The sequence below is a fragment of the Longispora urticae genome (assembly GCF_053902585.1).
Map to the genome: position 1 here is coordinate 138874 of NZ_JAQZSH010000020.1, position 14879 is coordinate 153752.

Sequence of the window (14879 nt, forward strand, 5' to 3'; positions counted from 1 at the left end):
TCTGTCGCCTCAACACGGGGAGAAGAAGGAGAGCAATGTCGAAAACTCGTCATGTCCGTCGCCGGGCGGCGGCGGCCGTCGCCGTCGCGTCGGCACTCGTCGCGGGGCTCGCGGCGCTACCGCAGGGCGCGAACGCGTCCAGTCACCGGGAGGCCCCGCTGATCGCGGGCGAGCCGCGGCTGGACAACACCGACCTGTACGCGTTCGTCAGTCCCGAGATGCCTGACAAGGTCAACATCATCGCGAACTGGATCCCGTTCGAGGAGCCCAACGGCGGGCCGAACTTCTACGCGTTCGCCACCGACGCCGCCTACGACGTCAACATCGACAACGACGGCGACGCCCGTCCCGATGTCGTCTACCGGTGGACGTTCACCAATCACTACCGCAACCCGAACACGTTCCTGTACAACACGGGCGTGGTCACCTCGCTGACCGACCCGGACCTGAACTTCTACCAGACGTACACGCTGGAGCGGTTCGCCGGACACGAGCGCACGACCCTGATCCCGAACGGGAAGGTCGCCCCGTCCAACACCGGTCCGGCGTCGATGCCCAACTACGGGGCGCTGCGCCAGCAGGCCGTCACGCAGGTCCCCGGGGGCGGCAAGTCGTTCACCGGGCAGGCCGACGACCCGTTCTTCGCCGACCTGCGCGTGTTCGACCTGCTCTACGGCGGCAACCTGTCCGAGGTCGGGCAGGACACGCTGCGCGGGTACAACGTCAACGCGGTCGCGCTGCAGGTACCCAAGAAGGACCTGGCCCTCCAGGGCAATGTCGCCCGCAACCCGGTGGTCGGCATCTGGAGCACGACCTCGCGCAAGCGGATGGAGGTCACCGAGGCGGTGCCGGAGGAGTCCGACGCCGAGCACGGCATGGCCCAGGTCTCACGCCTGGGGATGCCGCTGGTCAACGAGGTCGTTATCCCCGTGGGCCGCAAGAACGAGTTCAACGCCACCCGACCGGTCGACGACGCGAAGTTCCTGAAGTTCGTCCAGGACCCGGAGGTGCCGAAGCTGGTCAATGCCATCTACAACCTCCCGGCGCCGGCGACCCCGCGCAAGGACCTCGTCGAGGTGTTCCTGACCGGGGTGTGCAAGGCGTGCGGGCCGGTGCAGGCCGACCTGAACTCCCAGCTCCTCAACAAGGACGTCGTGGCGTCGCGGTTCCGGCCCAGCGAGCAGCTGCGCCTGAACATGAACGTGCCGCCGTCGGCCAACCCGAGCCGGATGGGCGTCCTGGGCGGCGACCTCGCCGGTTTCCCCAACGGCCGCCGGCTCGCCGACGACGCGATCGACATCACGCTGCAGGCCGCCGAGGGCATCCTGCTGCCCAACCCGGCACCGGGGGTCTCCGGGCTCGGTGACGGCGTCGACGCGAACGAGAACGCCTTCGGAGCGGCGTTCCCGTACCTGGCGCTGCCGAACGCGGTGTCGGTGAACGAGAGCTGATCCGACGTGGGGGCCGCGGCCCGCGGCCCCCACCCGTGCCGGTGAGGGCCGGACCCTCGTGGCCGGCCCGATTCCCGCGCAGCGCCGCGTGCGCGGTCAGTCGCCGCCCGTCCCCTCGGCGGGGCGGGCGTGCGCTGTCCAGCGCTGTTCGATCCGGCCGAACCGCCACACAGCCGCCGCCACCAGCCAGATCGCGACGAACAGCCCGACCACCACGAAACCGATCGTGTCGAAGGACAGCCCGTCGACCCGGTCCCACGTGCCGCCGGTCAGGCCCAGCGCGTCGCGGAGCAGCGCGAGGATCTGCACCGTGCCGACCAGGAGGGCGACGGCGACGGACAGGCCGGTGACGGTCATGTTGAAGTACACCCGCCGGACCGGCTGCGCCAGGGCCCAGGAGTAGGCGGCGTGCATGAAGGAGCCGTCGAGGGTGTCCAGGAGGGACATGCCGGCCGCGAACAGGATCGGCAGGCACATGATGGCGTACCAGGGCAGGCCGGCGGCGACGCTCGACCCGGCGATGATCAGGAGCGACACCTCGGTGACCGTGTCGAAGCCCAGGCCGAACAGCACGCCGATCGGGTAGATGTGCCACGGGCGGCGCACCGAGCGCATCAGCCGACCGAGCAGCCGGTTGAGGAAACCCCGGTTGTCCAGGTGGGTGTTCAGCGCGGCCTCGTCGTAGTGCCCGCGGCGCATCCGGCGGAAGATCCGTACCACGCCGATCAGGACGACCAGGTTCATGGCCGCGATGAGGTAGAGGAACAGACCGGAGACGGTGGTGCCGATCAGGCCGCCGTACACCCGCAGCGCCGAGGTGTCCTCGGACAGGCTGGATCCGATGGTGCGCACCCCGAACGCGATCAGGAGGGTCAGCGCCACCACGACGGTGGAGTGGCCGAGGGAGAACCAGAAGCCGACCGACAGGGGGCGTTGGCCGTCGCCGACGAGTTTGCGGGTGGTGTTGTCGATCGCGGCGATGTGGTCGACGTCGAAGGCGTGCCGCAGCCCGAGGGAGTACGCGGTCAGGCCGGTGCCGACGCCGAACAGCCCCGCTCCGAGCTGGTAGTGCCCGGGCACGACCGCCAGCACGAGGACACCCCAGCCGACCACGTGCAACAGGGCGATGAATCCGAACATGCCCGCGAGCCGGAGGCGGTCGGGGCGGGCCAGGTGAGTCCGGGGGCGCTGCGTGGAAGACATCGTCGACCTCTCGTCAGGAGAACCGGCGCGTGGTCGTGCGCGAAAGCCCGGTAACGGGCAACCCACCCTGTCATCATTTACCGAAAGTGACGAGGAGGCAACACACTGCGGGGCTGGAGTGCTGCGGGAACAACGACGACCAACACCGGTCAACAGTCGCGTCGAGGTCGGGCTCCTGTGGCCCGGCGTTCACCGCGGCCTGGACTAGAGGTCGATGATGTCGTGCAGTCCGGGGCCGGTGTCCAGCATCGTCACCGGGGCTCCTGTGGCGGCCTCGACCCGGCTGATCAGGTCGCGGACCTCGGGTGTCACGTGGCCGCGGCTGCCGCGCATGTCGGGGTCGTAGTGGTCGGTGAACGTCAGTGCGATCTGGGTCGGCCCGTTGAGCATCGCCGCGTACTCGAGCAGTTCGAAGTCGATCCGCTCGGCCTTGCGCCTGGTCCGTCCGGTGTGGACCCCGTACTCGGCGATCCCCCGGGCCTCCGCCTCCGCCGCGGTCATCTCGAACGGCAGCGGGCCCCTCCCGACCCGGGTCGGCATGGCCTTGACGACCATGACCACGTCGGTGACGAGCCGCCAGTTGAGGCCGACCTCGTCCATCGCGGCGGCGGCGGTGCAGTTCCCCGAGGTGGTGTACGGGTAGTCCCGGCTCAGTGCCAGCGACAGCATCGTGCCCTGTGAGCCGGCGACGATGACCGTCCCGGAGGCGGCCACCGTGTTGACCTCGCGGGCCACATCCAGGAGGTACGGGGCGAGTTCCGGGAGGTCCCGGGCCTGCTGGGCGCGGCGCAGCACGAAGTCGGCACGGGCGTGGCCGTTGCCGGTGCAGGTCGAGCCCACCGTGCCGTTGAGGTGCAGGTCGTCGAGTTCGGCCTTGATGTGCTCGGGGGTGATCACGGCGCACCGCCCGTCGATGAATGCCCGACCGGCGAGCCCGAACCGTTCGACCTCGTCGGCGAGGACCCGCGGATCGACGAGCACGCCGGGGCCGACCGCCACCCGGGTGCCCGGGTTGATCCAGCCGATCGGGAGCTGACGGGCCTTGACCAGGACGCCGTCGGGCAGCGTGACGCTGGCCCCGGCGTTGGTGCCGACTCCGGCCCGGACGTTGAGCCCCGCCTGGTGTTTGATGGTCAGGTGGGCGCAGGTCTTACCCTTGCCGGAGTCGCCCCACAGGGCGTCGACGACGATGATGGCACTCATTGTTGGGCCTCTCGGAGGAGTTGCGGGGCGGCTGGGGCGCCGAAACCGACGATGGAGATCAGGTGCTCGGCCTGCTCGGGTGGCAGTAGCCGGGTCCGTAGTTCGACCAGGTGCGGCCCGAACGCGGACTCCAGTTCGGGGCCGAACCGGTCGTAGATCGCGGCCATGTAGGTCTCGTCGCGGATCAGCTTCTCCACGACCCGGACCAGTGCCGGGTGTCTGGTGAACACCGCCCCGGCCGGGGCGTCGAACGAGGCGACCAGCGCGGTGGAGAAGTCCACGGCCAGGGTCAGCAGGTGTCCGCCGACGGTCCGGGCCAGCGACTCGTGCCGGTAGACCTCGCCGAAGTCGAGTTCGGCGTCGCCGAAGATGTTGACCACCACCTGGCACCCCGACGCGGAGGCGGCCCGCAGTGGCCCGGCGAGCCAGTCCAGGTCGTCGGCCCACAGGCAGACCGCGACCCGCTGGCGGGCCCCGGCGACGAGCGCGACGGTCTGGTCGATGACCGCCGCGCGGTCCCGCACCGTGAAGGCGGCCTGCTCCTGCGGGGCGCTGACGGCTTCGAGCTCGACGATCAGACTGTCGGCCTCCTCGGCGGTCTGCCGCTTGATCCGCCCGAGAACGTCGGCGGGCCGATGGGCCACGAACCGGGCCGGCGGATCGGCGGAGACGCGGGCGACGCAGTCGCGGTCCACCAGCGTGGCGAGCACCTGGTAGACGTTCGCGCGTTGGATCCCCGTGGCCTTGGCCAGCTCGTAGCCGGTGGACGAGGGCTGCTGGAGAAGGGCCACATAGACCCGGGCCTCCTGGGAGGAGAAGCCGAGCGTGGCGAGGCGTTCGATCACATGTCGGCACGCTACCCGAGCCGTAGTAGTCGACGCAACTACTACTCATCGGAGGCTCTTGCTGTCACGATCGCGTCGAGGTCGCCGGTGCGATATCGGGCGCGCCGCAAGGGGCGGGGTCCCGTGTCCCCGGGCCCGACCCGCGCCGAATGCGCGGCGCGAAATGGTGGTGTACCTACATGTGAGGTGTGATATCACACCTCACATGTAGGTACGCGATGTGTCCGGGTTTCACCGGGCGGCCGTCCCTCTGTCGTCGGCGGTCGTGGTGTTGGGGCTGTGGAGGACGAGCTGTACGCCGCGTTCGACGACTGGTGGGTCCACCTGGCCCGCGCCGCCGAAGTCGACGGGTACCGGATCGTCGCGGCGGAGCCGGTGCGGGGTCCGGCCCGCGTGGGCCGGATGGTCGACCCGGCGCGTGCCGGGATCCCGCCCGGGAGGCCGCCGGGCGGGCTCAGACCACGGGGCGGCCGGCGGCCGTGTACATCTCCACGACACACCGGTGCGCGTCCGCCACCGGCCGGGACCACATGTTCGGCGACGGCACCAGGTTGTTGTAGAACGTGACGCCCTCGCACAGCGGCCCGAGGAACCACAGCCGCCGGTCGACCCGGCCCGACGCGTCCACCGGGTGCATGTCCGGGTCCAGGTCGATGCCGCGCACCTCGCGGCTGGCGGGCCGGTACCGGCGGATCCAGCCCTTCGCCCGCAGCGCCCGGAGCAGCGGACTCGTCGAGGACTCCACCCCGGGTGGCCGGACGTGCGCGGACAGCAGCCAGTCCACCTCGCGGACGTACGGGACGGCGAGCCGGGTCGACCCGATCGTCCAGCCGCTGCCGCTGCCATCGCCGGAGCCGGAGCCGGAGCCGGAGCCGGAGCTGGAGCTGGAGCTGGAGCCGGAGCTGGAGCCGGAGCTGGAGCTGGAGCCGGAGCTGGAGCCGGAGCCGGAGCCGGAGCGGGTCACGGTCGGGGCCGGCCCGAAGGGTACGTGCGCGATCCCGGCCGCCATCAGCGCGAGCAGCTCGGTGTGCCGCTCGTACTGCGGGCCCACCACCGCCCGGTTCACGGCGGGCACCGTGTGCCGGGTGAACGTGTCGAGCGAGCCGACGGTGAGGCCGCCGAAGTCGACCACGTACCGGAACGTGTCCCGGCTGATCCGGAGCACGTCGAGGGCGGCCTTGACCGGGCTGCGCGCGAAGCCGAGCACCCCCTCGGCGAGGTCGCGGCGGACCGTCTCGGCGAGCCACTTCTGATAGGCCACCGCGTCGTCGAGCAGCATGCCCTCGGTGCCGTCGAGGAGCTCGCGGGGGTCGAAGGGGCCGAGCCGCGCGTCGAGGTCGTCGAGGGCCGCGAGGAGCTCGGCCGGCCCTCGGGGGTCGCTGGGGCGGGCGGCCGGGATCCCCCCGGCGCGGGCTGCCGGATGCCGGGATCCGGTGCCGGCGGGCCCGTTCCGCAGCACCGCCGGCAACTCCACCCCTGCCAGCCGCGCCTCGCACCGCCGGTACCCGACCCGCATCTCCGTGTGGATCAGTGGCAGGATGTCGCGGTCGAAGTCGAGCGGCCCGGTGCGCCGGGCCCGCACCGCGTCGACCGCGGCCTCGGTGAACGCGGCGGGTACGTGGGTCGGCCCGAACTCCACCACCCGGGGCCGGGCGCGGCAGGGTACCCCGCTGCGCGAGTACAGGAAGATGGTCGGTTCCTGTCCACTGGGGACGTACCGCAGTTCGTGGTCGCCCTCGTAGCGTCCGCCCCGGCCCACGGTCAGGCAGGACACCAGGTCGAACGCCGACAGCCCGAAGCCGCCGATCCCGACGGAGTCCCCGGGCGCGACGTCGGCGAGCCGGGCCGGCAGCGGATAGGGCTCCGGGACGACCCGGTCGTCCGCCGGCCCCTCGTCGCCGGTGTACCCGGTGGTCAGGAACGCGTGCCGCACCTCGACGGCCGTCCCGTCGGACAGCACGACGGTCACCGTCCCGTCGGCCCCGGAGCGCAGGTCGACGGCGGAGGCCAGGTGCCGGGTGACCGTCACGTGCGGGGGTACCCGGCGGAGGAGTTCCTCGCGGAACCACGACAGGTAGGCGCCCAGGATCCGGCGGGGCAGGAAGTCCTCGGCGCGGATGGGCCGGCCGTGCGCGCCGACCGTGAACCCGTCCTCGGCGAGGCGCAGGCCGCGTTCCGTCACCCAGTCCCACAGGGTCGGTCCGGGCGCGTCGGTGGCGTCCCCGACGGTGCACGCGTCCGGGAACAGCGACACCTGGGCGCAGGTCGTGTTGAGGAGCAGGTAGTCGGGCTGGGTGACGTCGTGCACGCCCGCGCCGGTACCCGTCGGATCGATGACCTCGACCCGCACCGGGCCCGCCGCCGGCCCGGCCCGCTTCGCCAGGGTGATGATCCGTTCCAGGACGCCGAGGCCGCGCGAGCCGAGGCCGACGACCGCGACGGACACCTCCGCCGTCACGGCGCCACCCTCGCGCGGGGGATGACGGGTGGGCCGGAAGCGGCGGGAGCGTCAGGGAGATCGGCACCGGCGGGAGGGCCGGGCGCGTCCGCCGGGCCCGGGCCGCCGGGCGCACCGGCGTCGGCCCCGCCGGGACCCGCCGCGATCCAGGCCCCGAGCTCCCGCAGCCCGGCCTCCGCCGCCCGCGCCGCCGCGCCGCCGACCTCCCCGGTCGCGATCACATACCCGAGCCGGTCCTGGAACGAGTTCCGCAGCACCAGTTCCCCGGGCTCCCGGAGCACCGCCACCTCCACCACCCCGGGCACCGCCCGGGCGGCGTCCACCCCGTCGACCCCGAGCAGCTCCCCACCACGCGGAGCGACCAGGAACCGGATCGACGCGGGCCGCACCGGGCCGGCCACCGGGTCCCCGGCGATCCCGGCGACCCGCCGCACCACGTGCGCGATCATGTCGACCCCGCAGGACTCCGCCACCACGCGCGGGATCATGCCGCCGGCGAGCCGGGGGTTGACCTCCACGACGTACGGGCCGCGCCGGGTGTGCCGCAGTTCCACGTGCGCGGGTCCCCAGCCGAGGCCGAGGGCCCGGAGCGCGGTGACCGCGGCCTCGCCCAGGGAGGTGGTCAGCGGTCCGCCGACCGGGGCCGGGAAGTCGTGGCCGGTCTCCACGAAGTACGGGCGGGGGCCCAGGTGTTTGCGGGTCACGCCGATGACCTGCTCGTCGAGGGTCTCCACGGAGTACTCGGGCCCGTCGAGGTACTCCTCGACCAGCACGGCCGCCTGGGGCGGCAACCCGGGCAGCGCGCCGAGCACGTCGGCGGCGGCCGCGCGCACCTCGTCGGGGGTCGAGCACAGCCGGACGCCGATCGAGCCGGAGCCGGCGACGGGCTTGACCACCACCGGGTACCCGATCCGCGCGGCGCCCGCCACGGCCGCGTCCGGGGTGCGTGCCTCGGCGAACAGCGGCCCGGGCACCCCCTGGTCGCGCAGGGTCCGGCGCTGGGTGGGCTTGTCCCGGCAGGCGCGCACGGCGTCGGGGTCGGGGTGCGGCAGCCCGAGGGCGCGGGCCACCTCGGCGGCGGTCGCGACGAAGTACTCGGAGCTGCTGGTCACCCCGGCGATCCGCCCGCCGAGCCCCGCGCAGGCCGCCCGCACGGCGCCGACATCGGCCGTGTCGACGACCTGGGAGTCCAGAGCGTCCAGAGCCACATACGGGTACCGGCCGGGATCGCGGGCCAGGAGCACCGGCCGCAGCCCCAGCTCCCGGGCGGCCCGCGCGAACAGCCGCCCGGATCCGGTGGTGTTGCTCTCCACCAGCACGAACCAGTCCGTCATGCGTCCTCCCCGGTCAGTCGGCGCACCTCGGCGGCCAGTTCGGAATCTCCGGCCCGCACAGTGTCCCGCCAGTCGCACAGCCACTGCCGGCGCGCCGACCAGCCCGCGACGGCCGTCCCGTGCGGGGCGGCGAAGTCGCCGGGGCCGCCGCCGTACACGTGCTCGGCGACCAGGTCGGCGAGGTCCAGGCCGGTCAGGCCCGTGCCGTCGAGCCAGCCGGGCGGGCCGAACTCCTCCAGGTCGGTCGAGCCGGCGGCCACGGCCCGGCGCACGGCGTCGCCGACCAGGTGGTGCGCGGAACGGAACGGGGTGCCGGCCCGCACGAGCCGGTTGGCCACCGAGGTCGCGGTCGTGTACCCGGCCTCGGCGCGTTCGCGCATCCGGGACTCGTCGGGGCGGGCGCCGCTGACCAGCACCTGGCTGAGCAGCACGGACTCCTCGACCGCCCGGAGGCCGTGCCACACGCTGGCGACGGCCTCGGTACCCACCTCGATCGAGTTCGTGAACGGGGTGGTCGCCATGGTCGACGCCGCGCCGGCCCACGCGCCCAGGGCCTGACCGGGTTTGGCCTTCACGTGTTCCAGCAGGAACGCGTTGCGCTTCTGCGGCATGGCCGAGCTGCCCCCGACGAGCCGGTCGGGGAAACCCACGAACCCGAACTCGGCGGTACTCCACAGCTGCAGGTCGGTCGCGAGCCTGCTGAGCACGACGGCCAGCCCGGCGGCGGCCCCCAGCAGGCGCAGCGGCACGTCCCGGCTCGCCACGGCGTCCAACGCGTGCGGACTCGACCCGGAGAAGCCGAGCAGCCGCGCGGTGTACGCGGGGTCGATCGGCAGGTCGGTGCCCGCCACCGCGCCCGCGCCGAGCGGGCAGACCCGCAGCCCCTCGGCGGCGGTGCGCAACGCGTCGAGTTCCCGGCCGACGGCGAGCGCCACGCCGAGCAGGTAGTGCCCGTAGGTCACGGGCATGGCCGCCTGGAAGTGGGTGTACACCGGCATCACCACGGACCGGTGCGCGCGGGCCCGCGACAACAGCACCCCTTCGAGGCGCACCGCCTGCTCGCCGAACTCCAGGACCCAGTCCCGGAAGGCCAGGTTCGTGATGGTGGCCTTCAGGTCGTTGCGGGACCGGCCGGTGTGCAGCACCCCGCCCACGTCCGCGCCGAGGTGCTCGATCAGGTAGCCCTCGTACATCAGGAACAGGCCGCGCGGCGCTGGCCGGGTGAACAGCGGCGCGAACCCCTGCGCGGTGAGGTCGGCCATCCGGCGCAGCAGCGCGCCCGCCACCGTGTCGGGCACCAGGCCCCGGGCGGCCAGCATCGCGACGTGCGCCCGGTCGACCCGGATCATCGGCGGCAGCTGGGCGGCGATGTCGGCGGGGGCCAGGTCGCCGTACACGACGTGCCGGGTGCGGGCCCGCAGCTCACCGAGGAGCCGGCCGGTGCTCACGCGACCACCTCGCGCGGGGTCCGACGGGCGCTCACGCCGGCACCCCCGCCATGACCTCCGCGTGGCTGCGGCGGTTCCAGTCGTAGCGGGTCCAGATCCCGTCCGCGCGGGTCGGGTCGTCCAGGGCGTCCGGTTCCGGTGGGGGCGGATCGGTGTGGCCGGCGGCGGCGAGCCAGGCGTCGTCGTACACCGTGTCCTGGTAGCGGTAGCCCTCGTCCGGCAGCATCACCACGGTCAGCGCGCGCGGATTGTGGCGCGCCCACCAGTCCGCCACCAGGTACGCCGCGCCGCTCGTCGGCCCCATGAACAGTCCGTGCCGGCGGTGCAGGTTCCGGGTCGCCTGGTACGCCGCGCCGGCCGCCGTCCAGTGCACCTCGTCGAACACGGTGTGGTCCAGGTTCTCCGGCATCAGGCCCATCCCGAGTCCGCGCAGTTCGCGGTGCCCGTCCGGGTGGCCGAACAGGATGCTGTGGTGGGTGTCGACCGCGATGGCCCGGCACTCCGGCAGCACGGCGCGCAGATAGGTGCTCGTGCCCGTCATGGAACCGCCCGAGCCGACCGGCCCGACGAGGCAGTCGACCTGGCCCAGGGACTCCAGGACGAGTTCGGCGACCGCCGCGTAGGAGCGGGGGTTGTCCGGGTTGGAGTACTGCTCCGGCCAGAAGCTGCCCGGGTGCTCGGCCCGGATCTCGTGCAGCCGGTCGAGCCGCGCCGCCTGGTACCCGCCCGGGGCCGCGCCCGCCGACGCCGGCACCCGTTCGACGACCGCGCCGAGGTCGGTGAGCCGCCGGTAGAGCCGCTCGTCCACCACCGGGTCGCTGACCAGGATCAGTCTCCGGTCCAGGTGCACGGCCTGCATGGCCAACGCCAGCCCGAACGTGCCCGACGTGGTCTCCACGATGGTCGACTCCGCCGGCAGCCGGCCCTCGGCGAGCGCCCGGCGCAGGATGTAGCGGGCCGGGATCATCTTCATCAGCGTGAAGCACGCGCCGTACAGGTTCGGGCCGAGCCGGACGAGCCGGGGGAGCTGGTAGGCCTCCGTGGCCTCCTCGTACCCGGTGCGGATGGTCATCAGGCAGCCCTCTCTTCGGCGGCGCCGTCCGGTACGGCGCCGATCTCGGTCGTGAGGACCAGGCCCATGGCCTCGATCCGGGCGGCGCACCGGGCCGCGGACTCGCGCGCCCCGGGGGACCGGGCGTCGAACAGCAACCCGGCGACGGTCCCGCTGTGGGCTACCTGCACCCCACAGCCGCCGTGCACCAGGCACAGCTCCAGCAGGGCCTCCAGGTTGTCCTTCGGCAGGAACCGCTGGTTGATCCGCGCGCTGGCGGTGGCGACCCGGCCGAGCAGCGGCACGTCCTCGGTGGCCATCGCCCGGCGCAGGGCCGCGCGCAGCACCCCGAAGAACCCCACCTCCCGATCCGTGTACTCCGCGGGCGGGAACCGGTCGGTGTCCACCCTGGTACCCGGCCGGGTGTCGCACCCGACCACCAGCAGGGGCGGCAGCCGGTGGCCCAGGGTCTCCAGCACGACGCCGTCGCGGTGCGCGAACAGCACCACCCGGTCGTCGATCATGATCGGGTCCGAGGCGCACTCGGCGAGCACGGCGAGCCGGCCCAGCTCCTCCCGGGACAGCGTGACGCCGTGGTAGTCGGCGACCGCCCGGATGGTGGCGGTCACATCGCTGGTGGACGAGCCCATCCCGATCCCCACCGGGACGTCGCTGAGGATCTCGATGTGCCCGCCCTTGGCGGCGCCCGGCCGACCGGCGAACTCGCGCAGCGCCAGGACGGCCGCGCGGCGCACCTTGGTCAGGCCGGGGGAGCCGACGACCCCCCAGTGGCTCTGGCTCGGGTGGAACACGGCGCGGGTGCCCCGGGTGGTCTGCGGGAGGGTGACGAGCGCGCGGCGCAGCAGTCCCGCGTCGTCGTGGAAAACTCCCTGGAGCAGTTCTCCGTGGTGCGCGGGAGCGTACCCGGTGCCGACCCCGAATTCCGCCGACATTTTCGCAGGAATGAACTCCTGGAGAGAGCGCGACGTCATGGGGACCTTTCTTTCAGGAAACGCGTCCGAAAGAGTTATCGGGAGCCGGCTTTCCTGATCGTGAAGATCAGACTCTCGTGCTCGTGTTCGTATTCGCGATATCCGGCGTGCGGCGGCTCCCACCAACTCGCGACCTCGACGGATTCGGCGACCAGGCCGACCGACTCCAGCAGGGTGTCGAGGTCCGCGCGGTCGTAGAAGCGACAGTAGAAATCGAAATGGTCGATGTACTCCCGCGGCGCGACCTCGCGGATATTCGGGTCGCTGACCTGACAGTCGTTCATGGTCCACATGTTCGCGACCAGCGCGCCGCCGGGGCGCAGGATCCGGTGGAACTCCACCAGTGCCGCGGCCGGGTCCGTGAGGTGTCCGAGCAGGTCCCAGGAGAAGATGCCGTCCACGGAGTCGGGCAGCAGCCCCGTGTCGAACGCGTCGGTCCGGACGAACACCACCCGGTCCCGTACACCCGCGCGGTCGACCACCTTCTCGGCGATGGCCATGGCGTTCGGGGAGGTGTCGCCGGCCAGCAGTACGGGCGCGCCGGCGGCGAGCGGGGGCAGGTTGCGCCCGTCCCCGCAGGGCAGATCGAGGACCACCGCGGCGTTGTGCGCGGCGAAGAGTGTGGCCGCCTTCTCCGCGTGCGGGACGGGTGGGTCGCCCCACAGGTTCGCCTGGCCGTTGAGGTGGGAGGCGTCATAGGCGCCGTCCCAGAGCGGTATCGCGGCAGCGTCCCGCGACGGAACTGAAGAGTTCACGATGGCCTCCATTGATCACGGCCCGCCGGGCTGAGTGAACAATAAGTCGGCGACTGTCCACAAGCAACCCTGCATTCCGGCTTTTGTTGCGGGCCGGAGGTGCCGTCCCGAACAAATCGCCTGAAACGAGGAACACTGTCCAATGTGGCCTTGATCAATTGTGAGGAAAGCTCAATGATGATGATCAAGGTCAATGTCAATCGGCCGATACCGCAGCGTTCCCCCACCATCCCGCCAAGCGGGTTTGAACATTTGATCATTGATGAAGATCAAAGGGTGACAGGGTGCAGTCGAGCGTTATATCCTCCTGCCGCGCCACCTTGGAATCCGCGCCGTACCCCATCACGTCACTTCACTCTCCGTATCCGCGTCCCGCGAGATGGGAAGGGTAGTTATGCGTCAGTTCATCAGTGACTCGGCAGAGTCCTCCGCCGTCGGGGTCGTCGACGTCGCCCGGTGGGAGCAGTACGGGCTCGACGGCACCATGCCCTTCCAGGCCATGTGGTACACCATCCCGCCCGGCGGGTCCGGTCCGCAGGACGGGCATCCCGAACTCGAACTGTCCATCGTGGTCACCGGCGTCGCCACCGTCGAGACCGGCGACCGGATCACGGAGGTACCCGTCGGGTCGGCCTTCCTGCTCGACAGCGAGGAGCCGCATGTGATCCGCAACCTGGGGCCCGAGCCGCTCGTCGTGTTCAGCGCCTACTGGATGCCCCTGACCACCGGCCAGCCCGGCGCGACAGTTGAGGAGAAGGCGCTGTGACCAGCGAGTCCACCGGCGTGACGGTCATCGTCATCCCGCAGCCGACCGTCAACGGCGCGCTGCACATCGGCCACCTCTGCGGCCCGTACCTGGCCGCCGACATCGCCTCGCGGGCCGCGCGCGCCCGGGGCGAACGGGTGCTGACCCTCGCCGGCGTCGACGTGCACCCCAACTACGTCCTCACCAAGGCCGAGCTCCAGGGCGTCGAGGTCGGCGAGATGGTCGCCCGGTACCGGGGCCAGATCCAGGCCGCGTTCGACGGCGCGCGGATCGGCTACGACGCGTTCCTCGACCCGCAGACCCCGGACTACCAGCGCGCCATCGCCCGGATCCTCCGCGAACTCGTGGAGAACGGCACCGTCCCGATGCGCGAGTTCACCCTGTTGCAGTGCGCCGACTGCGAGCGCACCCTGCACCACTCCTACGTGGTCGGCACCTGCCCGGCGTGCGGTACCGGCGCGAACGGCACCTCGTGCGAGGGCTGCGGCGGGTTCACCTCCGCGCAGACCCTGCTCGACCCCAGCTGCGCGCGGTGCGGCGGCTCGCCCCGGCCCCTCGTCGCCACCATCCCGGTGCTGCCGCTGGAGGACTACCGCGAGCGGCTCACCACCGAGTGGCTGCGCGCCGAGTGGCCGATGCGGATGCGGACGGTGCTGGAGCAGTACCGGCACGCGCCGTTGCCCGACATCCCGCTCGCGTACCCCACGAACTGGGGGATCGAGTGTGACGGACCGCTCGCCGGTCTCCGGGTCGACTTCCCCTCCGAGCTGGGGTTCTCCTACCTCTACGGCCCGGCGCACGCGCTGCGCCCCGAGGCCGCCGGGCTCGCCGAGTGGGTCGCGGCGTGGGAGGAGGTCGAGGGCGTCTGGCACTTCAACGGCATGGACAACACGTTCTACTTCGCCATCCTGTACCCGGCGATCCTGGCCGCGGCCGGGGTGCCCACCGCCAAGGCGTGCGGGGCCGTGGTCAACGAGCTGTACCTGCTGGAGGGCAAGAAGTTCTCCACCAGCCGCAACCACGCGGTGTGGGCGGAGGAGTTCCTGGCGGCGGAGGACCCCGAACTCGTCCGGCTCTACCTGTCCTGGGACCGGCCCGACCGCTACGAGACCGACTTCACGCACGAGTCGTACCAGGCGTTCTGCGCGTGGGTGGGGCCCCTCCTGGCGGGCGACCCCGCCGGTCCGGGCCTGCCCGCCGCCCTCGCCGCCGCCGAGCTGGAACGCGCCGAGCGGGCCCTGCACCTCAACGGCTTCGACGCGGCACTGGCCGTCCGGTCGCTGCTGGGCGCGCTCGGCGCGGGCGTGGGGGCCGACTCGGTCGCGATGGCCGCGCTCACCGGACGCGGAGCGCTGCCCCGGGGCGAGAGGTAG

12 protein-coding genes are annotated in these 14879 nt (G+C 72.2%); 3 read left to right on the forward strand and 9 right to left on the reverse strand.

From position 1 onward, the window contains the following. The first annotated feature begins 35 nt into the window (after nt 1–35). Nucleotides 36–1451: a DUF4331 domain-containing protein gene (locus PT931_RS10785; RefSeq protein WP_456245584.1), complete on the forward strand. Its 1416-nt coding sequence runs from the start codon at nt 36–38 to the stop codon at nt 1449–1451. A 96-nt stretch (nt 1452–1547) separates the two neighbouring features. On the opposite strand, the gene nicT is transcribed toward PT931_RS10785, so the two are convergent. The 9 genes from nicT to PT931_RS10830 all read right to left on the reverse strand — a co-directional run bounded on the left by nicT (nt 1548) and on the right by PT931_RS10830 (nt 12740). After that, entirely contained in the window at nt 1548–2654 is a 1107-nt protein-coding gene (nicT, locus tag PT931_RS10790) for a Nickel transporter NicT (RefSeq protein WP_456245585.1), read from the reverse strand. A gap of 204 nt (nt 2655–2858) precedes the next feature. After that, nucleotides 2859–3857, reverse strand: a complete 999-nt coding sequence (locus tag PT931_RS10795) for an adenylosuccinate synthetase (RefSeq protein WP_456245586.1) — start codon at nt 3855–3857, stop codon at nt 2859–2861. Next, the gene (locus PT931_RS10800) at nt 3854–4702 is read right to left on the reverse strand and encodes a TrmB family transcriptional regulator (RefSeq protein ID WP_456245587.1); all 849 of its coding nucleotides are present in this window, start codon (nt 4700–4702) and stop codon (nt 3854–3856) included. Before PT931_RS10800 ends, PT931_RS10795 begins: the two co-directional genes overlap by 4 nt. A gap of 454 nt (nt 4703–5156) precedes the next feature. Then, nucleotides 5157–7160 carry an FAD/NAD(P)-binding protein gene (locus PT931_RS10805; RefSeq protein WP_456245588.1) on the reverse strand — a complete coding sequence of 668 codons (2004 nt, stop codon included), beginning with the start codon at nt 7158–7160 and terminating at the stop codon, nt 5157–5159. Next, a complete protein-coding gene (locus PT931_RS10810; protein ID WP_456245589.1) occupies nt 7157–8494 on the reverse strand; it encodes an ATP-grasp domain-containing protein in 1338 nt (445 codons plus the stop codon). The genes PT931_RS10805 and PT931_RS10810 overlap by 4 nt, the downstream gene beginning before the upstream one ends. Beyond that, the gene (argH, locus tag PT931_RS10815; protein WP_456245590.1) at nt 8491–9942 is read right to left on the reverse strand and encodes an argininosuccinate lyase; all 1452 of its coding nucleotides are present in this window, start codon (nt 9940–9942) and stop codon (nt 8491–8493) included. Before argH ends, PT931_RS10810 begins: the two co-directional genes overlap by 4 nt. A 31-nt stretch (nt 9943–9973) precedes the next feature. Further along, on the reverse strand, nt 9974–11014 hold the full coding sequence (locus PT931_RS10820; RefSeq protein WP_456245591.1) for a cysteine synthase family protein: 1041 nt from the start codon (nt 11012–11014) through the stop codon (nt 9974–9976). Beyond that, complete coding sequence (locus PT931_RS10825; protein WP_456245592.1) at nt 11014–11946, reverse strand: GHMP family kinase ATP-binding protein; 933 nt, start codon at nt 11944–11946, stop codon at nt 11014–11016. The genes PT931_RS10820 and PT931_RS10825 overlap by 1 nt, the downstream gene beginning before the upstream one ends. A 74-nt stretch (nt 11947–12020) precedes the next feature. Continuing rightward, nucleotides 12021–12740, reverse strand: coding sequence for a class I SAM-dependent methyltransferase (locus PT931_RS10830; RefSeq protein ID WP_456245593.1), 720 nt, complete (start codon nt 12738–12740; stop codon nt 12021–12023). A 394-nt stretch (nt 12741–13134) separates the two neighbouring features. Between PT931_RS10830 and PT931_RS10835 the strand changes: the two genes are divergently transcribed. Beyond that, nucleotides 13135–13506: a cupin domain-containing protein gene (locus PT931_RS10835; protein ID WP_456245594.1), complete on the forward strand. Its 372-nt coding sequence runs from the start codon at nt 13135–13137 to the stop codon at nt 13504–13506. Further along, complete coding sequence (locus PT931_RS10840) at nt 13503–14879, forward strand: class I tRNA ligase family protein (RefSeq protein ID WP_456245595.1); 1377 nt, start codon at nt 13503–13505, stop codon at nt 14877–14879. Before PT931_RS10835 ends, PT931_RS10840 begins: the two co-directional genes overlap by 4 nt.